Source organism: Rhizobium brockwellii (assembly GCF_000769405.2).
Classification (GTDB): domain Bacteria; phylum Pseudomonadota; class Alphaproteobacteria; order Rhizobiales; family Rhizobiaceae; genus Rhizobium; species Rhizobium brockwellii.
This window is the reverse complement of the sequence record NZ_CP053439.1, coordinates 1965244-1990478: the sequence shown is the minus strand read 5'-3', so window position 1 is coordinate 1990478 and position 25235 is coordinate 1965244. Positions and strand designations below refer to the sequence as shown.

The window sequence follows — 25235 nt, the reverse complement described above, 5'->3', positions numbered from 1 at the left end:
CCGCACGAATCGCTCTCCGGGAAGAGCCAACTGACCTAACATGACTACACGTCCTGCTAGACTGATTGATCAATTTACTGCATCTAAAGGTTAGCAGGGAGCGAGAATATGATCGACATGGCAGACGGCGCATCTGAGCAAAATGAAACGTCTATCTTTCAAAGTAATCTGTCCGTAGAAGCCAAGATCGAAAAGGCCAGAACCGAACTACTTGACCTTTCTGCGCGCAACCGCCTTTTGAACGTTCCCCGCTTTTCGAAAAGTGCGAAAACCATCGACGTTGTCGACGAGAAGTCGTCCGAAGTGTTTCGGATCCTTGTGACCGATGGAAGGACCATGACTTTCCTGGCGGGGGCGAAGGGGCGGGAATCCAAGGATGACGGCGACGGTGACGAACTGATCGAACTCGCGCTCCCGGACGATGATGAGCGCGACGGCGACGGTCGGCTTGTCCGTCATGGCGACACCAAGCTCCAGACCCGCATGACGCCAAATGCTCTCCAGAAGCGTCTGCTGGACCTTTACTTCGATGCCCGGACATTAGAGGAAGAGCAGGGGGTGAATATCCTGTTCCTCGGGCTGGGCACTCTAAAGTGGATCGATCCCAACAATGCGGAGAACGTCCGCTACGCACCGCTCATCCTCGTGCCGGTGTCGTTGGAGCGTGGCAGCGCAGCCGAGCGCTTCAAGCTTCGAGCACGCCAGGAGGACCTCGCTTCAAACCTCTCCCTCGAGGCCTTTCTCGACCGTGTCCATCAGATCTCAATGCCGGCGTTCGAGGCGAGCGACGACTTCACATTCGAGGACTACGCCGCGAAGGTGGCGGCGTGCATCTCGATGAAGCCAAACTGGTCCGTCCAACCCGACGACATCGTGCTCGGTTTCTTCAGCTTCGCCAAATTCCTCATGTACAGAGACCTTGATCCCACGCTCTGGCCTAAGGATGCCAAGTTCACCGAGCTGCCACTCATCACCGGTTTGGTTTCCGATGGCTTCGAGGGCGGCGAACAGCTGCTTGGCGAGGACGTCAAGATCGACGAGCACATTTCGCCTTCCGAGATGACGCATATCGTCGATGCCGACAGTTCGCAGACGGCCGCGATCCACGAAGTCAGGCGAGGGAGGGACCTCGTCATTCAAGGCCCGCCGGGCACGGGAAAATCCCAGACAATCGCCAACATTATCGCGTCGGCGGTCGCCGACGGCAAGACGGTGCTGTTCGTAGCCGAAAAGATGGCGGCGCTCGAGGTCGTGAAACGACGCCTTGACCAGGCGAGCGTCGGTGAAGCCTGCCTCGAACTCCATAGTAACAAGGCGAACAAGCGCGCCGTCCTCGCAGAGCTGCAGCATACTTGGGAGCTCGGCACGCCCAAAGGGGAATCCGGCAGTGCGCTCGACCAGCGCCTCACGGACGCACGCGATTTACTTAACGCCCATCCGGCACGCATTCACCGCGTGTATCAACCCTACTCGCTTTCCCCGTTCCAAGTCATGGGACACCTTGCAAGGCTGCGTCGCGAGGGCATGGCTCCATCGGATATCGAGCTGCCGGTTGCTGCGGACTGGACGCCAGAGGTGCGCGAGCGGGCGAAGGCGCTGCTGACGGAACTTGCTGAACGCATCAAGGACATCGGCCTGCCAAAGCACCATCCGTGGTACGGCGTCGGGCTTACCGGAGTTACCCCGCTCGATCTTGAACGTCTGACGACGAGATTGAAAACGGCGGCCACGGAACTGGCTGAATTGCGCAGCCAGATGGATGACGTATCGCAGACGCTCGAACTATCATCGCCTCACTCGCTGGCAAACTTTATGGACATCGCGTCGACCGCGGAAAGGGTCGCCTCGTGTCCTTCGGAGATATCTTCGGAGGCATTGGCAAACGACGCATGGGCGACCGAACTGGATCGGGTACGCGATCTTGTCGTTGGCGGCGCCGAATTCTCGACATACGCGGCCGAAGTCGCGGCCCGCATGACGCCGTCCGCATGGGAATCTGATCCGGAGCCGATTGCCACGCAATTCGTCCGTCTTTCTGCAGACTTCTCACAAAGCGGGTTTGCCACGATCGAACAGCTTGCGTCTGTGCTGCCGCGCTTCCTGGCGGGCGCGGGCGCGTTGCGTACCCTGCTCGGCGTCAATGCCTCTCCGACCTTGGCATCGATTGATCGGCTCATCGTCATCGGACAGCGCGTAGCCGAAGCCCCGGACGCGAGCCCCGACGCCTTCGTTGCCGCCATCTGGGAACGAGGCCTTGACCAGGCCTCCGATCTCGCTGAGGCCGTGGGAGACTTTCGGCGTATTCGTGCCGAGCTTGAAGGCAAGATCTCTGAGCAGGCCTGGGATATCGACCTTATGCAGGTGCGGGCAGCGGTCGCCGTCCATGGCAAGCGTCTCTTCAGGTTCATGAGCGGTGAGTGGCGGAAGGCAAAGGCGCTTCTGCGCAGCGTGATGCCCAACGAGACTTCGCCCGACGAAACTGTTCGAATCCTTGATCTTCTCCAGAAGGGCAAGAGCGCCCGCGCTGTGATCAAGGACGGCGACAGCCTCGGCAGATCTGCTTTCGGAGCGGACTGGCGCGGAGAAAAGTCGGACCCGAAGCCGCTTGAAAACCTCGTACTTTGGATGCGAAGCCTGCGCGGTGTCGGTGTCGAAGCACGGTTGATAGCCGGCCGTCTCTCCGACAGGACGTCGGTAGCGGGCCGTTGTGAGCAGGTGAGGGCGCTGCTGGACGAGTCACGACGTCTTCTGCTCAGTCTATGGAAGGATCTTGGTGAGAAGGCGTCAGTTTTGTTTTCGGACGCTCCAGGCCCAGATGGCGTCTCGCTTACACAGACATCGCAATTCGCCCGCGAAATCGCCGATGCCCACAAGGTCTTCCTGACGCTGGTCCGCTCTGTTCCGGAAACCAACGCACACCGTCTTGCGCTATTGAAGCTGCTCGCATTGGCGCGCGGCCTGAAATCCACGCTGGAGCGGCTGGACTCCCTCGGCCGGGCTTCCTTCGGTCCGCTTTGGAAGGGGACGGAGTCGGACTGGTCGCTGCTGTCTCGCACGACTGAGTGGATTTCATACAACTCCGACATCCGCCTGCTAAGCTCGCGCGTATCCGACCGCCCCGCGGTGGCTGTGAAAGCTCGCGATGCATTGGCGAGAGGAGCGATCCTTCAACACGATCTCCAAGCTTTGCTCGGCTTCCTGAAGGCGGATGTGTCGATTGTGTTCGGCGCGCACGAAATCGGACAGACGGAGCTTGCGACGGTCGCGCAAAAGCTCGCGAAATGGGTCGAGACCGAGGAGCACCTATCCAAATGGGCCGCCTATCGCGGAAGAGCGGAAGACGCTGCGAACGCCGGCGTCGGTCTTGTTGTTGAACGCCTCGAAGATGGGCGGGTGAAGCCGGATGACGTCGTGCCATATGTGGAGATGGCGATCTACGAAGGGATCCTCAGACATCAGCATTCCGCCGACCCCGAATTATCTCGTTTCGACGGCGAGGTGCACGGGCGACTCGTGAACGAATTCGCGACATTGGACCGGAGCAGAATGGCGCTATCCCGTCTTGAGGTCGTCCGCGCTCACCACAAACGAATTCCTGCCGTCAGTGGGATCGGTCCTGTCGGAGTCCTTAGGGGAGAGATGGCGCGCCGTCGCGGTCACATGCCGATCCGCCAGCTCATGCAGCGCGCGTCCGTAGCGATACAGGCCCTTAAGCCAGTCTTCATGATGAGCCCGCTTTCCATAGCACAGTTCCTGCCGCCCGGTCTTCTGCAGTTCGATCTCCTCGTCATGGACGAAGCCAGTCAAATTCAGCCGGTAGACGCGTTGGGAGCGGTAGCCCGCGCTAAACAGGTGGTCGTCGTTGGGGACGAGCGTCAGTTGCCGCCGACCCGTTTCTTCTCGAAAATGACCTCCAGCACGTCGGATGACGACGACGCCCAGGACGGCGCTCAGGTGTCAGATATTGAAAGTATCCTGGGACTCTTTTCCGCCCGAGGCCTTCCGGAAAAGATGCTCCGATGGCACTACCGAAGCCGCCATCAGTCTCTGATCGCGGTCTCAAACAGCCAGTTCTATGATAGCAAGCTCTTCATTGTACCGAGTCCTTATACGGCCGAGGCGGGCATGGGCCTCCGCTTTCAGCATGTGCCTGGCGGCGTCTTCGAGGATGGCGTCAACAAGGTAGAGGCTAAGGTCGTCGCCGAAGCGATCATACGGCATGCGCTTCAATCGCCGAGCCTGTCGCTCGGCGTCGCGGCATTCTCCATCAAGCAGCGTCGAGAGATCCAGGACCAGTTGGAACTGCTGCGACGCCTCAACCCAGAAACCGAGGAGTTCTTCCACTCGCATCCGAGCGAGCCTTTCTTCATCAAGAACCTTGAAAACGTTCAGGGCGACGAGCGCGACGTCATCCTCATTTCCGTCGCCTATGCCAAGGGGCCAAGTGGCGCGCCAATGAGCATGCGCTTCGGGCCGTTGGGAGCCGAGGGAGGCGAACGTCGTCTCAATGTTCTTATCAGCCGCGCGAAGCGGCGCTGCGAGGTATACGCTTCGATCACCGACGAGGACATCGATCTCGAACGTGGAAAAGGCAAAGGCGTCTTCGCATTCAAACTGTTTCTCCATTACGCTCGGACGGGCAGGCTTTCGATGACCCAGCGCACCGACCGTGGCATGGACAGCGTCTTTGAAGAACAGGTCATGGCTGCGCTTAAGGAGAGGGGCTATCAGGTTCATCCGCAGGTTGGAATCGCCGGGTTCTTCATAGATCTGGCGGTGGCCGACGAGCAGATACCGGGCAGATATATTCTGGGGATCGAATGCGACGGCGCCGCATACCATGACTCGCGTTCGGCTCGTGACCGAGACCGGCTTCGACAGGCGGTCCTCGAGGATCATGGCTGGAATATCTATCGCATCTGGAGTGCAGACTGGTTCCAAAGGCCCAAAGCGGAACTTGAACGCCTCGTTGCCGCCATCGAGCGGGCCAAGGCCGACGTCAGGTCGGGAACAGAGGAACACCTGTCGAGGCGAGCGGTACCGGTCGAGGTCGTCACTATCGAACGTGCGGACGTTACAGAGATTGGTCTGCAGCCGGTTATCGTCGACGAAATTTCGAGCGCAACCTTGTATCAGGAGGCCGTGCTGCGACCGAATATCGTAGGCGAACTTCACGAAGCGCCGATCGGCGTGGTGATCGCGCTGGTAAAGCAAACGGTCGGAGCAGAAGGACCAGTGCATCAGGACGAGGTCGTCACCCGCATCAGGTCGGCCTGGGGTCTTCAGCGGGCGGGAAACCGGATCGATGCCCATGTCGGCGCGGCGATCACGATCGCCCAGAATTCTCAGGAGATCGTGCGCGACGGAGAGTTTCTGCTTTGGCCGGACAAGGAAATCACGCTCAGAGATCGTAGCGGCGTCACGTCTCTCAGCCTGCGTCGGATCGAAATGCTGCCGCCGATGGAAATTGACGAAGGGCTTATCACAGTCATCAGAACGAGCCTCGGGGCCACCGTAGATCAGGCGGTGAATGCGGTCGCGCGCGGGCTTGGGTTCAAGTCAACGAGTAGTCAGTTAAAGGAACTGGTGGAGTCCCGGATTGTGCTCTTGCAAGAGAAGGGTTCCTTGATCGATTTCGGAGGCATGCTGACTTTTCTCAATCAAACCTGATGTGTGTAATGCCGAATTGGACGCGCAGCCTCAGGCAAGACATCTCGACAATTGTACATCGGGAAATCTCGAATTCATACTCTACCGAAGTCGTAACTTCGCCATCGAACACATTGATATCTAAATCGTAACGCCAATCGGCGATAGCCGCATCTTCAGCGGTCTGAGAGGCTATTTCATTAGGCTATATGTTCCATAATCTATCTTATGCGATACATGTATGTAGCCGCAAAGTTGAAGTGTCCTGTTTCTGCAAAGTTGGAATGTCACACTCCCCGGGTTTGATGACCTGGGAGATTGCGGATGGGACTGATTGCGATGAGCGAGCGCGATCTGCAGCGGATCGAGATTTTGTCGAAAGTCATCGCCGGCCGGATGACGTTGGTGTCGGCGGCGCATATGCTTGATCTGAGTACGCGCCAGGTGCGTCGGCTGCTGGAGCGGATCCGAATTGGTGGTGCGGCGTCGATCCGGCACAAGGCGATCGGTCGGCCGTCGAACAACCGGATCAGCGATGGTGTTCGGGATTACGCGGTGACGCTGGTTCGCTAACGCTATGCAGACTTCGGACCAACCTTGGCGGCCGAGAAGCTTGCCGAGCGCGATGGCCCATCCACCGACTTAGTCCTGATTGGCAACCACCGGCAAACTGCCTTCGTTCGAAAGACGGGTTTCGGTCTGCCGGGCGGCAAAGACGAGGCGGCGCTTTGCGCGGATCGCGTGCCATTGTTGGTCGATCAGGACGCCGATGAGGATCACGCCACCCATGACAGCGAAATTCAACGACGAGGGAATACCAAGTAGGTTGACGAGATTCTGCAACTCCTGGAGCAGGACCGTCCCCAGCACGACGCCGACGATCGACCCCTCGCCGCCGCGGAGCGAAAAGCCGCCGAGTACGGCAGCGGCAATCGCGTAGAGTTCGTAGAACTGGCCATGGCTCGCCGGCGAGATCGAGCGCGTGTACATGGCGAAATAAATCGCCGAAAGCGCCGTCAGCAGCCCGCAGATGACATAGGCCGACATGATCATGCGGCCGGTACGGATACCGGAATAGCGGGCCGCCTCCTCGTTCTTCCCGATCGCGTAAAGATAACGCCCGAAGACAGAGCGATGCAGCATGATCCACATGACCACGGCAATGATGACGAGTGCGATGAAGGTGTTGGGAACGCCGTAAAACCGTCCGGCGGTCAGGAATTCGAGGTCTGGGAAATTTTGGCCGAAAGCAAAGCCCGCCGTTCCGTCGGCCGTATAGAAGCGCGCTGCCCCACGATAAATCAGGAGGCCGCAGAGGGTGACGACGAAGGGCTGCAGGTTGAGCCGGGTGATCAGCCAGCCGTGGACGGCGCCTATGACCGCGCCGAGTGCGAGAATGAACGGCAGCGCCAGCATCCATGACATATCCTGGACCGCGATGAAATCGACGAACAGCACACCGAGAAGCGCAACGAGCGAGCCCACGGAAAGCTCGATACCGCCTGTAATGATGACAAAGGCCTGGCCGATCGACAGGATGCCGAACAGGCCGATCAAGTTGGCGGTGTTGGCCAGGTTGATCGGTAGGAGGAAGCGCGGGTTGATGATGGCGACGACGATGCCGACGACGACGATCAAAAGCAGCAGTCCGAGATCTTTTTTGATCATTCGAGATCCATCCCCCGATACTTATTTATGGGCCGCAGCCGCTATTTTACCCTTTTGCCGACAGCAAGCAAAAGGACACTTTCCTGGCTGATTTCGTCCTCTTCCAATATGCCGGCGATCTGGCCCTCGTGCATGACGGCGATGCGGTCGGAAACGCCGATCACCTCTTCCATGTCGCTGGAGATCATCAGGATGGCGACTCCGGCATCGGCAAGCGCTCGCATCAGGCCGTAGATCTCGTTCTTCGCGCCGATATCGATGCCGCGTGTCGGCTCGTCGAAGATCATCACCTTCGGGCTCATCGACAACCATTTGGCAAGCACCACCTTCTGTTGGTTGCCGCCGGACAGAGTGCCGGTTCGCGTCGAAACGGAGGGCGCCTTGATACCGAGGCGAACGCGCTGCTTTTCGGCCGCCGCCCTCTCCCGCTCAGCAGAAAGCATGAAGCGGCTGGAGAGCTTGGGGAGATCGGCAAGGGTTATGTTCTGGGCGATCGGGAAATCAAGAAGAATGCCGTTGCGCTTGCGATCCTCCGGTACCAGGAAAATGCCACGAGCGACGGCGTCCCGGGCAGAACTGACCGCAATTTGCCGCCCGTCCTGCAGGATGGCTCCGCCGTAGCTCCGGTCGATGCCGAAGAGTACTTTTGCAAGCTCGGTGCGCCCCGACCCAACGAGCCCTGCAAGCCCCATGATTTCTCCATATCGGATTTCCAGATCAACGGGACGGCCGGGATAGGCCTCGGTGCGCACGCCGCTTGCCTTCAGCGCAACCGAGCCGGGCGAGCGCTGCGGTTTTGCGGTCCGGGCCGCAAGCACCCGGCCGATCATCAGCTTGACCATCTGGTCGTGGCCGATGTCTTTCCTGGTGAGCGTGCCCACAAGCGTGCCGTCGCGCAGGACTACGACCCGGTCCGCGACGCGCTCGACCTCGTGAAGGCGATGCGAGATGAAAATGACACTGATGCCATCCGCTTTCAGCGATTTGATAATGCTCAGGAGCCGCTCGGTTTCGGCCAGCGGCAGGCTGGACGTGGGTTCGTCGAAGATGACGAGCCTGGCGTTGATGGACAGCGCCTTGGCGATTTCCACCATCTGCTGCTCGGCAAGGGAAAGCGATGCCACGGGTGTGTCGGCGGAAAAATGAGCCCCCACCCGCTTCAAAAGCGGCTTCACCATGTCTCGCAGTCGATCACGATCGACGAGCTTGAAAGGTCCCGCCTTCAGCGGTTCGCGGCCCAGGAAGATATTGGCGGCAACGTCGAGATTTTCAAAGAGATTGAGTTCTTGGTGCACGAAGGCGATGCCGGATGCGATACTCGATTCCACAGTGAGGAAGCGAAGCTCTGTGCCGTCGAGCAGGATCGTGCCTCGGTCGGGTGCGATCACGCCGCCAAGAATCTTCATCAGGGTCGATTTTCCAGCCCCGTTCTCGCCGACGAGGCCAATGACCTCGCCCGGCATGATGTCGATCGACAGGCCCTCAAGCGCAACGACGCCCGGATAGGTCTTGCCAACGCCGGAAAGCGAAAGGAACGGGGTTGCAAGCGGGTCCGGTGACGGGATGTCAGAGCTGTGGTTCATCGCCTGTCCATGGCAACTAATGCTGTGTCGGCACGACACGTCAGTCGCGGCAGCGGCAAGTGCCGCCGCCGCGAAGGAGGGTTATTTTCCAGACATAGCCTTCAGGCTGGCGGCATACTTGTCAACGTCATCCTTGCCGATGATCACCGTCGGGATGATGATCAAGCCGTTGCTGGGAACGCCTGATTTGTCGCCCTTGAGATAGGCCGCCATCAGCTTCATGCCCTGATAGGCCCACTCGAACGGCTGCTGCACGACGGTCGCTGCGATCGTGCCCTCCTTGACGCCGCCGAGCGTGATCGGATCGTCATCAAAGCCGACGACGGTGATCTGGCCGAGTTTGCCGGCGTCGCGCAGCGCCTCATAGATGCGCGGCGTATTGTAGGAGTAGAAGCCGACCATGCAGGTGACGTCGGGGCTGGCCACCAGCGCGTCTTCGACGTTCTTCTTTGCGCGCGTCTGGTCGATATCGTCACCGCGGACATCCGTCAGCTCGATCTTCGTGCCCTTCAGGCCGTCCTTCATGCCCTGGATGCGTTCCTTGGCATTGTCGGCGCCGAGCAGGCCGACGAAGCCGATGCATTTGCCGCCGTCAGGCATCGCCTTTTTGGCGATCTCGGCGGCCTGCATGCCGGCATCGATATTAGACGAGCCGATATAGGCGACGCGGTTGGTCTGCGGCGCGTCACTATCGGTCGTGAAGAGAGCAGTCTGCGAGCCGATCTTGTTCAAGCCGTCCGTCTGGGTCTTGGGATCGACCGCGGAGACCATCACCCCCTTGACGCCGGCACTGACCAAGTCTTCCATAAGCCGTTGCTGAACGGCGACCGATGCCTGCTCAGGATACTTCAGCTCCATCTGGTAGTCTGGCATCTCGCCCTGCGCCTTCTTCACGCCCGCCTCTGCGGCTTTCCAGAAGTCGGATGCGCCATTGACGACAAATGCAAGTGTCGGCTTGTCGGCAGCATGCGATACGGCAATCGGCGCCGCGCTCAGCATCAACCCGGCGAAAAACAAGGCTGCATTGCGTTTCAGCTGTTTCATAATACACCTCCCGAGGGGCCGCAGTTGCACGGGCCCGTTTCCGATTTACGGCCGGCCGGATGCGCCCCCTCCCAGGGCCGTCGCAAAGCGACGAGTGGCATAGGTTCCGATCGCTCCCTGACGGTATACAAGAATTTTAATTAGTAAATAGTATTATCAATGCAGATCGAAACATTTCATCGCCCAGTGGTCAGGGCTGCAATTTCGTACTGGAAGTTGCCAATAACCGCTGGTGTTGAAGCAATTCATGCAATTGCCAACGCTTTCAGATAGATGCTAATATTATTAGCAGAAAACGACAATCAATCACCCTGCCCCATTATCTGAAGCAGAGACAGTTTCCACGAATGCGAAAACCCAAGACCCAAAAGAGGAATAAGCCTGTGCGTGTGACGATGATGGATATCGCCGCCGCAGCTGGCTGCTCGCAGGCGGCCGTCTCCTTCGTCCTCAACGACACGCCCGGCACCCGTATCTCCCAGCAGACGCGCGATCGCGTATGGGAGGCGGCGCGCGAGCTCGGCTACATGGAGAAGACCTATGCAACGAAGGCCTCTTATTCGGGACTGGACAACGTCATCGGCTTCGCCGTCGATCAGCTCGCCACCAGCCCGGAAGCGATCGTTGCGATCGAAGGCGCGCGGCAAGCCTCCTGGAACGCCGGCAATGTCCTTTTGGTAACCCAGACGCTCAGTGATCCCGTCATGGAGCCGAAGGCAATCGAGGCGTTGACGTGCGGAGGCATATCGGCGCTCATTTATATGACGATCTATACCCGCCAGGTAGAGCTTCCCTCCTATGTCTGCGAGCTCAACATCCCGACGGTCCTGCTGAACTGTTATACGGCCGACCATGCCTTTCCCGCCGTGGTGCCGAGCGAGATCGCGGGAGGGCAGAGCTCCACCCGGCACCTGATCACGCACGGACACCACCGCATCGCGACGATCACCGGCGAAATCTGGATGCAGGCTGCGCAGGACCGGCTGACGGGATATCGCCGCGCCCTAGCGACCGCCGATATACCCTTCGATCCTGAATTGGTCATTGAAGGCGACTGGTCGGCCAGTGCCGGCTATGCCTCCACGATGAAACTGCTTGCTCTGAAAGAGCCGCCCACCGCGATCTTCTGCCAGAACGACCGCACTGCCATCGGGTGCTACGAAGCGCTCAAGGATGCAGGGCTTCGCATTCCCCAGGACATGTCGGTGGTGGGTTATGACGACGAAGAAATTTCACGACATCTCGTACCGCCGCTGACGACTTCGGTCCTTCCACATCTTGCCATGGGGCAATGGGCGATCGAACATCTCAACCCGGAAAGTACACCGGGCAAGCGCTATCCAATCGCGAAGCTCGAATGCTCGCTCGTTAAGCGTCATTCCGTCGCCGCGCCGCGGGCCGAGGCGCGGCAGATCCTCGATGGCGCCCATACCTCGTCATAGAACCTGGGTTCGCGCCGGGCCAGATAGGCTGGCGAACGGATCGCCCCTGCCCTTGCCTCGTCACTGGCTACCCTACCGATCTCAAATATTCTCAACCGCAGATACAATCTACGCAGAGACGTCGTTGACGACGTGTAGATTCGGAGGTAGCTCTATCGCCCATGAAAATCGCAATGGTTCTCGTAGTCGTGATATCGCGCATGGGCAGGACGGTCTGATCGTCCGGCAATAGCCACCCATGCGCCGAAAACAGGTCCCTGACGGGGCCTTTTTTTATGCCCCGTCGCAACTATCACCTCACTCACGACGGAACCCAGATATGACCGGCGAGACAGCCAACTCTTTCCTCAACAAGCCCTCTGATCGTCTCATGAACGGCGGCGAGATCGTTCTGCAAGCGCTGCGCGACAACGGTGTCGAACACATTTTCGGTTACCCCGGCGCAGCGGTGCTGCCGATCTATGACGAAATCTTCCAACAGGAGGACATCAAACATTTCCTGGTGCGCCATGAGCAAGGCGCCGGACACGCCGCCGAAGGCTATGCCCGCTCGACGGGACGAGTTGGCGTCATGCTGGTGACATCGGGACCAGGCGTTACAAATGCGGTTACGGCGCTGCAGGATGCGCTTATGGACTCCGTTCCGCTCGTCTGCCTCGCCGGCCAGGTGCCGACAAGTCTGATCGGCACGGACGCTTTTCAGGAATGCGATACGGTCGGCATTACCCGTCCCTGCACGAAGCACAATTTCCTCGTCAAACACGTCGACGATCTGGCCAAGACGATCCATCTGGCTTTCCAGATCGCGGCGGCCGGTCGACCCGGTCCTGTTTTGGTCGACATGCCGAAGGACGTGCTGTTTGCCAGCGGGATCTACGTCTCACCTGACAACGTAGCTCCGCTGCCGCGCTACCAGCCGGCAATGCAAGGCGATCAGAACGCGATCCGGTCGGCGGTCGCATTGATGGCCGAAGCCCGGCGCCCCATCATCTATATCGGCGGCGGCATCATCAATTCGGGACCTGAGGCGTCGAGATTGTTGCGCGAGTTCGTCGACCTCACGGGCTTTCCCGTAACGTCCACCATCATGGGGCTTGGAGCCTATCCCGCCACCGGGCCGAACTGGCTGCGAGTCGCCGGACAGGACGGCTCACATGAAGCCAATATGGCAGTTGGCGAGTGCGATCTGATGGTCGCCATCGGTGCGCGGTTTGACGACCTTGCGATCTCGCGCGTCCATGAGTTTTCACCGCGCTCGAAGAAGATCCAGATCGATATCGATGCCTCGTCGATCAACAAACGCGTTCCCGTCGATATCGGCATTCAAGGCGACGCCGCGCATGTGCTGGCGGACATGATCCGTGCCTGGCAGTCGCTTTCCACTGTCCCCGACCAGAAGCGATTGCGGGCGTGGTGGACGCAGATCGATCATTGGCGAGCCCGTCATTCGTTTTCCTACGAGCGGCTGGACCATGCAATCATGCCGCAACATGCCCTGGAGCGTCTGCATGCGCTGACAAAGCCGTACGACCCCATCATCGCCACGGAGATCGGTCAGCAGATGTGGGTGGCGCAGTTCTTCGGTTTCGACGAACCCAATCGCTGGATTACCTCCGGGGGACTGGGGACTATGGGTTTCGGTCTTCCTGCCGCGCTGGGGGCGCAGATCGCAAATCCCGGCCGCCTTGTCATCGATATTGCCGGCGACGCGTCGGTGCAAACGACGATGAAGGAGCTGTCGACGGCGATACAACATCAAGCGCCGATCAAGATCTTCATTTTGAGCGATGAGCATCCGGGCATGGCGCGAGAATGGCGTCAGGTACCGGATGGCAATGGTCGATCGCGCGCTTATTCGGCCTCGCTGCCCGATTTCACCAAGCTCGCGGAAGCCTATGGCGCCGTCGGCCTTCGCTGCGAGAGCCCGAGCGAACTCGATGCCAGGATCGAGGAGATGATCAATGTGGACCGGCCGGTGCTCTTTGACTGCCGGGTTGCAAGGTTCGCCGACGCCCTTCGGCAGTAACGGCCGGTGATCGAACACCCCAAAAGCAAACCGTGCGATCCTGCAGCCCGCAGATCACCGTTCTCAAGCTGCCAAAGCTGTCGCCAGATCCGCCGCTTGCTTAGTGCTTGCGGGCCTGGGGCAGCAGGTTCATGCTTGTCCCCTGTCTGAGGCCTGCTGGTTGCGGCTGAAATAGCCGTACATCGGGGTTTCGTGAGATGCGTCCGATGGAGTGCAGCGGCTGCGGGTTCGATATTCAGAGTGGTTTTGCTTTCTGTCCGCGATGCGGCGCAAGGCAGCCTGTCACCTGCGCCGCCTGCGGCTATGCATGTCAGCCCGATTTTGCCTTCTGCCCCGGATGTGGCGCGTCGATATCAGGCAAAATCCAATCCTCATCGAAGCCGAAGATCGAGGCGGTATCCTATAAATCAGACAACGATGCCGACCGGCGGCCGGTGACCGTGCTCTTTGCCGATCTCTGCGGCTTCACGACGTTGAGCGAGCAGATCGACCCTGAAGTCATGCGGGTGCTGCAGAACGAATTGTTCGAAGAGATGACCCAGGCAGTCGAAGCCTATGGCGGCTTCGTCGACAAGTTCGTCGGCGATGCGCTGCTGGCGCTGTTCGGCGCGCCGGTCGCTCATGAGGACGATCCCGTCCGGGCACTTGGTGCCGCACTCGATATGATCGGTCGGGCGACGCAGGTCGGCGAGCGCTGGCGCGCCCGCGCCGGCGTGCCGCTGCGTCTGCATATCGGCATCAATAGCGGCCCTGTCGTCACCGGCGGCTTCGGCGCGGTCAGTACAAAATCCTATTCGGTGACCGGCGACACGGTAAACACCGCCCAACGCCTGCAATCCATGGCCGGTGAAAACGATATTCTTGTCGGGCCGCTGACCTATCGCCTCACCCGCCATGCCTTTGCCTTCGAGAGTCTCGGCGCGCAGGCGTTGCGTGGCAAAAGCGGCAACGTCCTTGTCCACCGGCTGACAGGGCTGTCGGAAGCGCCGCATACGGCGCGCGGACTCGAAAGTTTCGGCCTTCAGGCGCCGATGATCGGACGGGATACGGAGCTGTCGCGGTTGCTGACATGCCTCGATCTTGCCTGCGGCGGTGCTGCGCAGCTTGTCCGTCTGATCGGCGAAGCGGGCATCGGCAAGTCGCGGCTGGTCAATGAATTCGTCGCGATAGCCAGCAATGCCGCCCAATTTCAGGGCCTCGCCATCCGCAAAGCCACCTGCTCTCCCCTCGGCGAACAATCCTATGGCACGCTCGGCGCGGTCGTGCGCAGCGCCTACGGCATTGGCGAGCGGGACGATCTCGACAGGGCGCGCCAATTGCTGGCAACGGGGTTCCGCGCGCTCGATCTGACGCAGGAGGAGGTCGAGGGACTTTTGCCGCTCTTTCTGCATGTCCTCGGTCTCGGCGATCCCGATGGCGCTTTGCGGTACATCGAGCCGGAGCAGCTGCGGCGGCAGATCTTCTATGGCGTCCGCACCGTCTTCGAGCGGCGGCTGGCGCAAGGTCCCCTGCTGCTCGTCATCGAGGATCTGCACTGGGCGGATGCCGCCTCGCTGGAAGTGCTTCGCTTCATGATGGACCGGCTGGAGCGCAGCCGGTTGATGCTGCTGGCGGTCTACCGACCGACATCACAGACTGACCCACTGGACTCCAATCGTGTCAGCGTCACCGTGCAGCGTCTTGCACCACTGTTTGCGGCCGACGGGCAGAAGCTGCTTGCTGCGTTTTTCGGCGAGGATCATGGCAAGTTGCCGGTCACGATGCGCAAGCGCATCCTCGACCGAGCCGGCGGCAATCCGCTTTTCATCGAAGAAATCCTTCGGGCGCTGATCGACATGGGCACGTTGCACAATGACGGCCAGCGCTGGCATGTCGCAGCGGAAGACACGGACGTCGATATCCCGGTGAACCTGCAAGCCCTGTTGCTTGCCCGCGTCGATCGTCTGCCGCAGGACATCAGACGGCTGGCGCAAGAGGCGGCGGTGGTCGGCCCGAAGTTCGATACCGCCCTGCTCCGCACCATCGCCACGGACCCGGCCGCCATCGATGCCGCATTGGATCATCTCTGCGATGCCAATATCATCGAGGAATTGCGCGGGCCCGATGCCGGCGGGTCGCCGGGCTATCGCTTCAGCCAGACGCTGATGCACGACGTCATCTACAACAATCTCCTGCTACAACGGCGTATAGAGCTTCATCGACGGATCGGTCAGGCTCTGGAACGTCAATATGGTGCAGCGCCCGACCGGCCGGAACATCTGGCGCAGCTCGGCCATCACTTCAGCCTGACCGCAGAAAAGGCCAAGGGCGCAACCTATCTGATGGCGGCGGGCGATCTGGCGCGCAAGGCCTACGCCAATGACGATGCAATGCGCCTCTACCGTCAGGCCCTTGCGGCCCTCGCAAACGAGGCGGAGGTGACACCGGAGCAACAGGCGCTCCTGGAGCGTCTTGCCGATCTCTGCGGCCCAGCGGGCCTGCGCGACGCCGCCTTGAACCATTATCAGCGAGCGCTGGCGATCCACCGCACCAAAGACGATCCTATCGCCGCGGCGCGGATATTACGCAAGATCGGCCGTTTGCATCTCGATGCAGGACGCCGCGATCAAGCGGAGACACATTTGGCCGAGGCCGAAGCGATGATCGCAACGATCGATGCGCCAGTCGAACGTGCACATGTCCTGCAGGAGCGCGGCCATCTGGCCTTCCGCATGGGGGATCAGGCCGCTGCCGCAGAGTGGGCGACGCAGGCGCTGCAGTGCCTGCAAACACTGCCGATCGACGGGACGACCGAGGCCGGACGGGAGACGGCGCGAGCGATGGCGGAGGCGCTGAATACCAAGGGTGCGGCCTTTGCGCGGCTCGGGCGTCGCCGCGAGGCCGTACAGGAAGTGGAGCGCAGCCTCTCGGTTGCCGAAAAGGCCGATCTGCAAAGTGCCGCCTGTCGCGCCTATTCCAATCTCGGCGTTCTCTACACGATCGTCGACCCGGCCAACGCCATCAGAATCTGCCGGCGCGGACTGGAGCTCGCGACCCGTATCGGCGATCTCGGCTTCCAGGCGCGCCTTCTCGCCAACCTCGCCGTTGCCTGCTGTACCTTCACCGATCGCTGCGCCGCCGAGGGTGTACCGGCGGCGGAGAAGGCCGTCGAAATCGACCGGGCGCTCGATCAGCGAGACCATCTCTCCGTGCCGCTGATCGTGCTGGGCCAGATTCATCAATGCCACGGGCAGCCGAAGCTAGCTCGTAAGTATTACGAAGAAGCCCTTGAGGTTGCGAAGGAAATTGATGAACCGCAACTGCTCTTTCCGTGCTATGATGGCTTGGCGACACTGAGCCTCGAGCATGACGACATGGACGAGGCGGAACGGTATTTTACGCTGGCACAGGATGTGTGCATCCGCCACAACCTCGATCCAGGCACGCTCATCGTCTTGCCGTTTCTCGACTGACTTGTCCTCGTTGCAGTGATCGCCGGAGATCGATTTGGCAAATCGATTCAAAAACATAAAGGGAGGAACGAAACATGCAGGAGAACCACGCCGCAAGACCATTGCAGCCGGGAGATCGGGCGCCGAACGTGGTGCTGGATGCGATCACCCGCCAGGGCAAGGTCGCCATCGACGATTTTCGCGGCCAGAAGCCGGTGCTCGTCGGGTTATTCCGCGGATTGCATTGCCCCTTCTGTCGCCGGCAGATCGCCGCCATGGCCGAACTCACCGGCGCATTGCAGGAGAAAGGCATCGACAGCCTGACCGTCGTCAACACGCCGATCGACCGCGCCCGCCTCTATTTCCGCTACCATCCGCTTCCCAATCTGCTGGCCGCCTCCGACCCGGAACGGGTATCGCACAGGGCCTTCGGCCTGCCGAATCTTCAATTCACCGAAGATGAGAATGAGTGGCCGCGCAAAGTCAGCATGAGCACGGTGATGTCGATGCGCATGGACATGCCGGGCGAGCTTCCAGTGCCTATGGACCCGATGGCGGCGTCGGAATTCCTCGACAAGGCGGACGGCTATGAAATCACCGAGGATGACGAGCAGATGATCGCCACCGGCCGCGGCCAGCTCGTTGGCGAATTCCTGCTCGATCGGGATGGCGTCGTGCGCTGGTGTTTCACGGAAGTCGAGGAGGATGGCCGCCATATGTTCGGCGGTCCCGCCCCTCGGGAAGTGATGTCGGCAGCGTCGAACATGGCTGTTTGAAACGAATGATCTTTAAAGCGCGTCGCATCGAATCGGATTCATGCGACGCGCCTTCGATGAGACGAACAACACGTTCGGCGTCCGCACCGAGTACTCTTACCTAAAGGAACAAATCTCGCATGGCGATGTTGTCACTACGATAAACATAGAACCATGGGAGGAACTCATGCGGAAATCTCTTCAATTCGTACTGGTTGGCTTGGCTGCGATAAGCGGCTTGACGATCTCGCCGACGATCGCGGCAGCGCAAGACTTGGAGTTGCGGGTTGGCCCTGGTGGCGTCGGCGTTTACGATCGCAATCGCGATCGTGACGGGTATGATCGGCGCGGACCGCGCGGATGCGACCCGAATGATGCTCTCGACATCGCACGTAGCGAAGGACTTCGCAGAGCGCAGATCGTACGCATGTCTCCCCGCAGTATCGTTGTGCAGGGGATGACGCGCCGTGGACCGGAACGAATGACCTTTGCAAACCGGCGAGGCTGCCCGGAAATCTGACCTCGGCGTGAGCAAATGAGGTGGACGGCCGAGCCTTCGAGATCATCGAAGGATTGCAGCCTTCGGCCTTGTTTTCAAAGCGGCGGAACCTTTGGCCCCTCTGGACATTGCTGCCCTTGCAGCGCTCTGTTTTGGGTCGCGTGCATCTTGGAGCACCATAGGAGGATTCATCATGATGAGCGGTCAATTGAAGGCGCTTCTCGCCGTCCTTGCCGTTGCCGGCTACCAAAACAGAGACAAGATCGGAGAGCTTCTGCGGGGCATCCAGAACCCTCAGCCGGATGGCGCGGGAAACCCGCAGCCCGGCGGGCTTGGTGGCCTTCTTGGCGGGCTGGCCGGTTCGGGTGGTCTCGGCGGCCTTCTGGGCGGGCTCACATCCGGCAGTATCGTCAGCGGTGGTCTCGGCGATCTGCTGAAGACGTTCCAGCAGAATGGTCACGGTGATACGGCGGAGTCTTGGGTAAAGCCCGGTCCGAATGCGGACATCGATGACGGCCAGCTCGCGGAAGCACTGGGCCCGGATGTTCTGAACGAGATCGCTGCCAATACCGGCCTTTCGCATCAAGAGATTCTGGGGCGACTGAAGCGCGATCTTCCCAAAGCGGTCGACGACCTGACGCCAAACGGAAAACTCCCTACCGCCGAAGAGGATTTTCTGTCTTCCGCGAGCCAATTTACGACCTCCGCGCGGCCCGGCACCATCTAATCTCGGGCCGTCTTTGAGGCCGGAGTCATTCCGGAAGTCCGGCCTTGCGATAGCCGTCAACGAAATGTTCAGCGTCCGAGCGTCGCCGAATGGCTCGGTCTCCGCCCAGTGGCGGGTTGAAAAATGCGGGTTGGCGACGAGGAATAGCTCGGCCTCGGCGAGCCGGCCGAGTTGAACAGTCATGCGGTCAGCTAAGAAGTTGAGTCTGTGTCACTTCACACCAAGCTCGACACCCTTGGTTGTTTTTGGGCGCCCCAAAGCATCCTTGAGCCAGCACTCGGACTTCTTCGGCACGTACGAGAAGGCTTTGCATGAATTGTCACCAATGCAGGCCGTAAAGCATTGGATATAGCTGCTTTCGCGGAGCCGCTTGTAGTCGCCACCCGGCAGATCCATGCCGCTGTAGCTCGTGAAATCAGACATAATAACGTCGGCTGCCTTGGCCGACGAATACGCTGCCACCGCGTCGCCGTTTCGGATCAGCGCCATGACATTGTCCTTAAGGAAGCAGGCGCGGTATTTCGTGTTGTATGTGATCGCTTTGCATTGGCTGTCGCCCTCGCAGATTTCATGGCAGCCGGCGAAAGTAACGTCCTTGATGGTCCGATAGTCAAACCCGATTGCGTCGTAACCGCGGGCGTCTATGAGAGCGGATCTGACCGACGGCGTGGGTAGGCTTGTCGCCGCGCCCGAAGGCGTGATCGACGCCTGCTCCTCGGGCTTCCCGTAGCAAAGGATCTGAAATACAGAAGGCGTCACTTTGTCCGAAAGGTCGGCCGTAGATATTGGTTGCTGATCGGCAGCGCGATCACCGGACTGACCGACTATGCTCTGCGACTGCATGAATAGCTCGGCAACCGATGCGCGGATGGCAAAGTTGATGTTTTGCGCCGTGATTCCAATTTCGTCAGCAGCCTGCTTCGAGAATGTCGCGCTTGTGATCCCGAGCAAGAATCCGTCGCGGTCGACAACCGGGCCACCCGAATTACCCGGCTGTATCGGCGTCGAAATCTGTATGTAACGTGTATCGTTTCGAAGCCCGGCGAGCGCATTGACGTTCCCGGTCGTGACCTTGACGGAATCCGCGAGCAAGCTCGCCAACGGATAACCGACAGCGACGATATCTTCTCCGAGACGAGTCGGAGCTTGACGGAAGACTACCGGTTTGAGGGGGGAGGGCGATTGAACCTTTATTAGGGCAAGGTCATTCGTCGCGTCGATGCGAGGATCGGACGCATCGCCTTTCCCCTTCACTTCGATCCGCTCACAGCCTTGGACGACGTGGGCGTTTGTCATGAGCCACCCGTCACCGGTCACAGCGAAGCCAGTGCCCGAAGAAGTCGGGCTCTCGGCAAAGCAACTGGAAGCAAGTGCCACAGACAGAGCACCGGCTATAAATACGCGAGACAAAGCTGACATTTGAAATTTCCCCAGGCGTCAGCAGACTAGAACTTCAGCTCAATCTTTTGCAACTGGGTCTTGTTCTCAAGCTTAATTTTGGGTCGCGCCCGACCACTGCCCTTTGAACCTTTCGCCTACCAGGTCGATGAGCATTTTGATCTTGGTTGGCTCGCCGACACCCATCCGTAATGACGGTGGCAGTCCCCTTTTAGATGCTAGTCAAAGGTGATCGATGGCCGGATGACGATGGTTTTGGGGGCGCATCACTCCGGAAGTCCCGCCTTGCGATAGCCGCCAACGAAATGCTCAAGCGTCCGAGCGTCGCGGAAGGGTTCCGTCGCCGCCCAGTGGCGGGTTGAAAAATGCGGGTTGGCGACCAGGAACAGTTCGGCCTCGGCGCGTGCCTCGTCGAGCCGGCCGAGTTGTGCAAGACTTGCTGCCAGGAAACGGCGTGAGCTTGTCCGATAGGTCTCGTCCCTGCGCAGCGTCTCGACGGCGGCTTCGTATTGGCCAGCAGCATATTGCGCCTGGCCGAGCGTCAGATAGTACCAGCTCGCCGGAAACGGGTTCAGTCGGAAGGCCTTGGCGATATGCTCAAGACCCTCCCCGACCCGCCCGGCCAGGACCGCAATGTCGGATAGTGCCGCGAAGGTGTCGGCCTCGTTCGGGTCGAGTTCGATCGCCTTGGCGAATTCCGCATCAGCCTCGGCAAAGCTGCGCTCATAGGCAAGCAGGTAAGCCAGGATCCAACGGCAGCCGGCGTCGTTGGGATCGATCGCCACCGCCTTGCGCGCCAGCTCCAAAGCAAGGCTGCGGGCGGGTTGCGTTGGTCCGCCGGAATGCACCTCTCCCATCCAGTGGTTCATGGCAAGCCAGCGATAGGCCTCGGCATAGTCGGGATCGAGGGAAATCGCGCGCGTCAGCATCAGATGCGCTTCCCGCGCCGCCTGCGGCGTATCATCCATCAGCCTGCGCGCCCGCACACAGAGATCGTAAGCCTCGAGATTTTTGGGCCGATTGCGCGATGGCGGTGCGCGCAACCGCCCGAACAGCGCTTCGACGATCTTGCCGGTGACCTCGTCCTGAACGGCAAAGATATCGTCTAGGCTGCGATCGAAGCGTTCCGCCCATAGATGATCGCCGCTTGCAGCATCGACCAGTTGGGCGTTGATGCGCACCTGTCCCGCCGCGCGTCTTGCGCTTCCCTGCAGCAGGTAGCGCACGCCGAGCTCCTCGGCGATCTCGCGCACATCCCTCGCCTTTCCCTTGTAGGCGAAGGCCGAGTTGCGGGCGATGACGAAGAGGCCGGGCATCCTGGACAGGTCGGTGATCAGGTCTTCGGTCAGCCCATCCGCGAAGGATTCCTGTTCGGGATCGTTGCTGATATTGACGAAGGGCAGCACTGCTATCGATGGTTTATCAGGCAGCGGCAAAGGTTTTCGTCTGACGCTGCCGAGCTGATTGATGGCGCCTGTGAAGCGGTAGCCGACGCGCGGCACCGTGGAAATCCATTCACCACCGTCGGCGGCCGGACCGAGCAGCTTGCGCAGCTGCGCGATCTGGACGGTGAGGTTGCCTTCCTCGACTGCCCTGCCCGGCCACGCCGCGTCCATCAACTCGGCCTTCCCCAAGATTTCGCCGGGTCGTCCGACGAGTGCGACAAGCAGCTTTACCCCGCGATGGCCAACGGCAACGGGATCGTCGTTCCGAAGGAGCGTTCCCGCAGCCGGATCAAGCACGAACGGACCAAAGGCAAAACGCGATCCTTGCATGAGGCGCATCCTAGAGTCTTTAAAGCTTGGATGGAACTGTTCGTCCGCTTAGGCCGCGTGGCATCGAAGACGCGAGCAGTGTAAATCGGTTTCTGTGGCTGATGGCGGTAGCGACCGAATAATGACCGCCTGAAATAGAGCATCGAGGTGACACCCATGGTTTTCTGGATAGCGGTTGCGGTTGGATTGGCGATCGCTTATTTCCTCGGCTCCACACCCACGGGCTATCTGGCGGGCAAACTGCTCAAGGGCATCGATATCCGGGAGCATGGCTCTAAATCCACCGGAGCAACGAATGTATTGCGAACGCTCGGCAAATGGCCTGCATTGGTGGTGCTTCTGGTCGACGTCTTAAAAGGTGTGGGAGCAGTCATCTTTGCCCGCTGGTTTTACCCTTGGTTCGCGACAGTCTCATCGGGCACGCCACCGGCAGCCTTTGATCTGCAAAGCTCGGCGCCTTGGGCTGTTTGCCTGGCGGGACTTGCCGTGTTGTTGGGGCATGGCCGTTCGGTCTGGCTCAACTTTACGGGAGGCAAGTCGTTTGCCACGGGACTCGGCGTGTTGCTGGCGATGTCATGGCCCGTAGGTTTGGGCGCTGTGGTGGTTTTTGGCGTTGCACTGGCTGCCTTCCGGATTGTTTCGCTGAGTTCGATGCTGGCGGCGTTGACGGCCATCGCTCTCGTCTGCGGCTTGGAACAACCGCTGCCCCATCGGCTGCTGGTGATCGCAGGCGGCATTTACGTGATTGCACGCCATCGCACCAACATTCGGCGGCTACTGGCCGGGACGGAGCCTCGTCTGGGCAAGGTCGCCTAGAAGCGAAAACGCACCGCACCATGCACTGCTTGTTGCCAGAGGACGCAGGATTTCAGTCTTGCCGGACGATGGCGCCGACCGCATTGACCAGAAGGCGCGCGGCGGTCAGGGCCGACAGGCCGTCAATGTCGGCAGGAGGATAGAGCTCGACAAGGTCGAATCCTGCGATCCTCGCCCGCCTGCCGAGGCCCGCGATCAGGTCGATCACCTCGGTGTAGGTAAGGCCGCCGGGCGTACGCGCCGCCACGCCCGGCATGATGCTGGGATCGAGGCTGTCGCAGTCGAGGGTGACGACGACCCGCGCTCCTTCCGGAATGTGTCTGAGAGCGGCTTCGGCCCCCTCGGCATGAATCTCGCGGGCGGTCACGAAGCAACTGCCGTAGGCCCGCGCCGCTTCGATGTCGGCGAGGCGGGCGCTGCCGACGCTGCGGAGGCCCACTTGGACCATGCCGGCGACATGCGGCATCTCGCTCGCCCGACGCATCGGGCTCGAATAGCCGTGGCGCTCGCCATGCACCTCGTCGCGCCAGTCGATATGGGCGTCGATCTGCAGGATCCAGACCGGTCCGTGATCCGCAAAGGCGGCGAGGAAGGGAATGGTCACGGAACAATCGCCGCCGAGCAGGATCGGTATGGCCGGCAATTCCAGGACCTCGCGCGTCTTTGCCTCGATCCGGGCTCGGTTGCCGGCATTGTCGTGCAGGGCGGTTGGAATGTCTCCAGCGTCGATGCATGAGACCGGCCTGCCGTCGAACAGCGGCCCGCCGAGATCGAAATCCCAATGCTCGATGAGGCCGGCATCCTCCTCACTCGCAGCGCGGATGGCGCCGGCGGCCAGGGCGTAGCCGCTGCTGTCTTTGCCGGGATAGGTGCTGCCATGAGCGGCTGCGTAGATCACCGCACGGGGCAAACACCCATCGGCAAGGTGATCGGGAAGGCCGAGAAAGGAAGGTGAGGTGGTCATTCCGGATCGTCCTGATGATGTCTGGCTAAAATTTCGGTTGTGACGACTTTGGGTCGGGGCAAAATGCGATGCTGACCTGTTTAGTCCCTTTGGACGTTTTTGAGAACTTTTTGGAAAAACTTAAGTACGACGCTCCCTGCCTCCTGCAGAATTCATCCTCTTTGACGTTGAGGCTCCCCGGCCCTCAAACCATACGGTCTGACCAGGACATCTGCATGACTGCCGAAAGCATCACATCAGCGCGCGCGGATCGGATCCCCTGGGCCGCGATGGCGGGCATCATCGCGACCGTCACGGTGTTTGCCGTGGCGCAGGGGCTGACCTATCCGCTGCTCAGCTTCATCCTGGAGCGGCAGGGCACGACATCAGGCCTGATCGGCCTGTCGGCGGCGATGACGCCGCTGGGTTTCATCGTATCGGCGCCCTTCATTCCGGCGCTTTCGCGGCGTGTGAGTGAGGCGCGGCTAGCGATCCTCTGTTCGATCCTGGCCGCCGTCACCCTGATGACGATTGCCTGGACCGAGGGCGTCTGGGCCTGGATGCCGCTGCGCTTCCTGCTCGGCGTCTTCGCCAATCCGCTTTATGTGATCAGCGAGACCTGGCTGATTTCGATCACGCCGACGTCGCGCCGGGGCCGGATCATGGGGCTCTATTCGTCGATCGTTTCGGGCGGCTTCGCCATCGGCCCGCTCTCGCTCTGGCTCACCGGCTCTGAGGGTTGGCCGCCCTTCGTGATCGGCATTGCGGCCTTTCTTCTCTGCGGCTTGATCGTGCTTGCCGTCGCCCCTCGCCTGCCTGAGAAGCCTGGTGAAGGCGAGGCAACGTCGGTCGGCGGTTTCTTCGCCATGGCGCCGCTGCTTTTGTTTGCGGTTTTAACGGCTGCCGCCTTCGAGCAGATTCTGCTTTCCCTCTTCGCGGTCTATGGCGCAGCACTCGGCAGCGCCGAGGAGCGCATCGCATCGCTCATCACCTGTTTCATCGCCGGCAATGCCGTGCTGCAGATTTTGCTCGGGCGCGTGGCTGAACGGTTCGGCTCGACACGGATGATGCTCTTCTGCGTCCTGGCTTGCCTCGCCAGCTGCCTACTGCTGCCGTCGGCCTTCAATTCGTGGCTTATCTGGCCGCTGCTTTTCGTCTGGGGCGGGGTCTCGTTCGGGATCTACACCCTGTCGCTGATCCAACTCGGCGAGCGTTTCACCGGCCAGGCCCTGATCGCCGGTAACGCCGCCTTCGCCTTGGTATGGGGCATCGGCGGCATCGTCGGCTCGCCGGCAACAGGACTGGCCATGCAACTCATCGGACATCAGGGTCTGCCATTGTCCCTAGGCCTGCTCAGCTGTGTGCTGGCGGTGTTTCTGATGGCCAGGAGATGGCGGGACTGATCGAGGCACGCTCGTGCCGCCCTGCCCCGGCTTAACCTGCCGGCCCTTTGCGGAGAAGAATTGCCATTTATTGTAT

General features: G+C 60.4%; 15 protein-coding genes and 2 pseudogenes. 10 read left to right on the top strand and 7 right to left on the bottom strand.

The features are described 5' to 3' along the window. Positions 1-108: 108 nt before the first annotated feature. The gene (locus RLCC275e_RS10015; RefSeq protein WP_033182672.1) at positions 109-5670 is read left to right on the top strand and encodes a DUF3320 domain-containing protein; all 5562 of its coding nucleotides are present in this window, start codon (positions 109-111) and stop codon (positions 5668-5670) included. 303 nt (positions 5671-5973) lie between these two features. Next, a pseudogene (locus RLCC275e_RS10010) lies at positions 5974-6219 on the top strand (helix-turn-helix domain-containing protein); the annotation flags it as partial. Between the two features lie 72 nt (positions 6220-6291). Here RLCC275e_RS10010 and RLCC275e_RS10005 read toward each other — a convergent pair. From RLCC275e_RS10005 to RLCC275e_RS09995, 3 genes are all read right to left on the bottom strand, one after another. After that, on the bottom strand, positions 6292-7317 hold the full coding sequence (locus RLCC275e_RS10005; protein WP_012757476.1) for an ABC transporter permease: 1026 nt from the start codon (positions 7315-7317) through the stop codon (positions 6292-6294). A gap of 41 nt (positions 7318-7358) precedes the next feature. Continuing rightward, positions 7359-8900 carry a sugar ABC transporter ATP-binding protein gene (locus tag RLCC275e_RS10000; protein WP_033182670.1) on the bottom strand — a complete coding sequence of 514 codons (1542 nt, stop codon included), beginning with the start codon at positions 8898-8900 and terminating at the stop codon, positions 7359-7361. 81 nt (positions 8901-8981) lie between these two features. Further along, positions 8982-9944, bottom strand: a complete 963-nt coding sequence (locus RLCC275e_RS09995) for a sugar-binding protein (RefSeq protein ID WP_012757474.1) — start codon at positions 9942-9944, stop codon at positions 8982-8984. A 347-nt stretch (positions 9945-10291) separates the two neighbouring features. Between RLCC275e_RS09995 and RLCC275e_RS09990 the strand changes: the two genes are divergently transcribed. From RLCC275e_RS09990 to RLCC275e_RS09970, 6 genes are all read left to right on the top strand, one after another. Beyond that, positions 10292-11386 carry a LacI family DNA-binding transcriptional regulator gene (locus RLCC275e_RS09990; protein WP_033182669.1) on the top strand — a complete coding sequence of 365 codons (1095 nt, stop codon included), beginning with the start codon at positions 10292-10294 and terminating at the stop codon, positions 11384-11386. 319 nt (positions 11387-11705) lie between these two features. Beyond that, a complete protein-coding gene (gene ilvB / locus RLCC275e_RS09985) occupies positions 11706-13412 on the top strand; it encodes a biosynthetic-type acetolactate synthase large subunit (RefSeq protein ID WP_033182668.1) in 1707 nt (568 codons plus the stop codon). Between the two features lie 206 nt (positions 13413-13618). Further along, positions 13619-16864, top strand: a complete 3246-nt coding sequence (locus RLCC275e_RS09980; RefSeq protein ID WP_033182667.1) for an adenylate/guanylate cyclase domain-containing protein — start codon at positions 13619-13621, stop codon at positions 16862-16864. 74 nt (positions 16865-16938) lie between these two features. Then, the gene (locus tag RLCC275e_RS09975) at positions 16939-17619 is read left to right on the top strand and encodes a peroxiredoxin-like family protein (RefSeq protein WP_033182666.1); all 681 of its coding nucleotides are present in this window, start codon (positions 16939-16941) and stop codon (positions 17617-17619) included. A 166-nt stretch (positions 17620-17785) separates the two neighbouring features. Further along, positions 17786-18118 (top strand): hypothetical protein, encoded by a 333-nt coding sequence (locus tag RLCC275e_RS34240; RefSeq protein ID WP_033182773.1) that lies wholly within the window; start codon positions 17786-17788, stop codon positions 18116-18118. 172 nt (positions 18119-18290) lie between these two features. Then, entirely contained in the window at positions 18291-18824 is a 534-nt protein-coding gene (locus RLCC275e_RS09970; RefSeq protein WP_033182665.1) for a YidB family protein, read from the top strand. Between the two features lie 25 nt (positions 18825-18849). On the opposite strand, the pseudogene RLCC275e_RS09965 reads toward RLCC275e_RS09970, so the two are convergent. The 3 genes and pseudogenes from RLCC275e_RS09965 to RLCC275e_RS09955 all read right to left on the bottom strand — a co-directional run. Then, positions 18850-19001, bottom strand: a pseudogene (locus tag RLCC275e_RS09965) (adenylate cyclase); the annotation flags it as partial. A 33-nt stretch (positions 19002-19034) separates the two neighbouring features. Then, positions 19035-20243, bottom strand: coding sequence for a trypsin-like peptidase domain-containing protein (locus RLCC275e_RS09960; RefSeq protein ID WP_033182664.1), 1209 nt, complete (start codon positions 20241-20243; stop codon positions 19035-19037). Positions 20244-20488: 245 nt separating this feature from the next. Beyond that, positions 20489-21997, bottom strand: coding sequence for a winged helix-turn-helix domain-containing tetratricopeptide repeat protein (locus RLCC275e_RS09955; RefSeq protein WP_033182663.1), 1509 nt, complete (start codon positions 21995-21997; stop codon positions 20489-20491). Positions 21998-22153: 156 nt separating this feature from the next. Between RLCC275e_RS09955 and plsY the strand changes: the two genes are divergently transcribed. Then, positions 22154-22813 carry a glycerol-3-phosphate 1-O-acyltransferase PlsY gene (plsY, locus tag RLCC275e_RS09950; RefSeq protein ID WP_033182662.1) on the top strand — a complete coding sequence of 220 codons (660 nt, stop codon included), beginning with the start codon at positions 22154-22156 and terminating at the stop codon, positions 22811-22813. Between the two features lie 52 nt (positions 22814-22865). On the opposite strand, the gene RLCC275e_RS09945 is transcribed toward plsY, so the two are convergent. Continuing rightward, positions 22866-23777: an agmatinase gene (locus RLCC275e_RS09945; RefSeq protein ID WP_033182661.1), complete on the bottom strand. Its 912-nt coding sequence runs from the start codon at positions 23775-23777 to the stop codon at positions 22866-22868. Between the two features lie 215 nt (positions 23778-23992). On the opposite strand from RLCC275e_RS09945, the gene RLCC275e_RS09940 reads away from it, so the two are divergent. After that, positions 23993-25159 carry an MFS transporter gene (locus RLCC275e_RS09940; RefSeq protein ID WP_033182660.1) on the top strand — a complete coding sequence of 389 codons (1167 nt, stop codon included), beginning with the start codon at positions 23993-23995 and terminating at the stop codon, positions 25157-25159. Positions 25160-25235: the final 76 nt, after the last annotated feature.

What these genes read in the sequence shown, in the direction of transcription:
- RLCC275e_RS10015 (WP_033182672.1), top strand. Translation starts at nt 109, where the DNA reads ATGATCGACATGGCAGACGGCGCATCTGAGCAAAATGAAACGTCTATC.
- RLCC275e_RS09990 (WP_033182669.1), top strand. Translation starts at nt 10,292, where the DNA reads ATGCGAAAACCCAAGACCCAAAAGAGGAATAAGCCTGTGCGTGTGACG.
- RLCC275e_RS09980 (WP_033182667.1), top strand. Translation starts at nt 13,619, where the DNA reads ATGGAGTGCAGCGGCTGCGGGTTCGATATTCAGAGTGGTTTTGCTTTC.
- RLCC275e_RS10005 (WP_012757476.1), bottom strand. Translation starts at nt 7,317, where the DNA reads ATGATCAAAAAAGATCTCGGACTGCTGCTTTTGATCGTCGTCGTCGGC.
- ilvB (WP_033182668.1), top strand. Translation starts at nt 11,706, where the DNA reads ATGACCGGCGAGACAGCCAACTCTTTCCTCAACAAGCCCTCTGATCGT.
- RLCC275e_RS34240 (WP_033182773.1), top strand. Translation starts at nt 17,786, where the DNA reads ATGCGGAAATCTCTTCAATTCGTACTGGTTGGCTTGGCTGCGATAAGC.
- RLCC275e_RS09940 (WP_033182660.1), top strand. Translation starts at nt 23,993, where the DNA reads ATGACTGCCGAAAGCATCACATCAGCGCGCGCGGATCGGATCCCCTGG.
- RLCC275e_RS09975 (WP_033182666.1), top strand. Translation starts at nt 16,939, where the DNA reads ATGCAGGAGAACCACGCCGCAAGACCATTGCAGCCGGGAGATCGGGCG.
- RLCC275e_RS09945 (WP_033182661.1), bottom strand. Translation starts at nt 23,777, where the DNA reads ATGACCACCTCACCTTCCTTTCTCGGCCTTCCCGATCACCTTGCCGAT.
- RLCC275e_RS10000 (WP_033182670.1), bottom strand. Translation starts at nt 8,900, where the DNA reads ATGAACCACAGCTCTGACATCCCGTCACCGGACCCGCTTGCAACCCCG.
- RLCC275e_RS09970 (WP_033182665.1), top strand. Translation starts at nt 18,291, where the DNA reads ATGATGAGCGGTCAATTGAAGGCGCTTCTCGCCGTCCTTGCCGTTGCC.
- RLCC275e_RS09960 (WP_033182664.1), bottom strand. Translation starts at nt 20,243, where the DNA reads ATGTCAGCTTTGTCTCGCGTATTTATAGCCGGTGCTCTGTCTGTGGCA.
- plsY (WP_033182662.1), top strand. Translation starts at nt 22,154, where the DNA reads ATGGTTTTCTGGATAGCGGTTGCGGTTGGATTGGCGATCGCTTATTTC.
- RLCC275e_RS09995 (WP_012757474.1), bottom strand. Translation starts at nt 9,944, where the DNA reads ATGAAACAGCTGAAACGCAATGCAGCCTTGTTTTTCGCCGGGTTGATG.
- RLCC275e_RS09955 (WP_033182663.1), bottom strand. Translation starts at nt 21,997, where the DNA reads ATGCAAGGATCGCGTTTTGCCTTTGGTCCGTTCGTGCTTGATCCGGCT.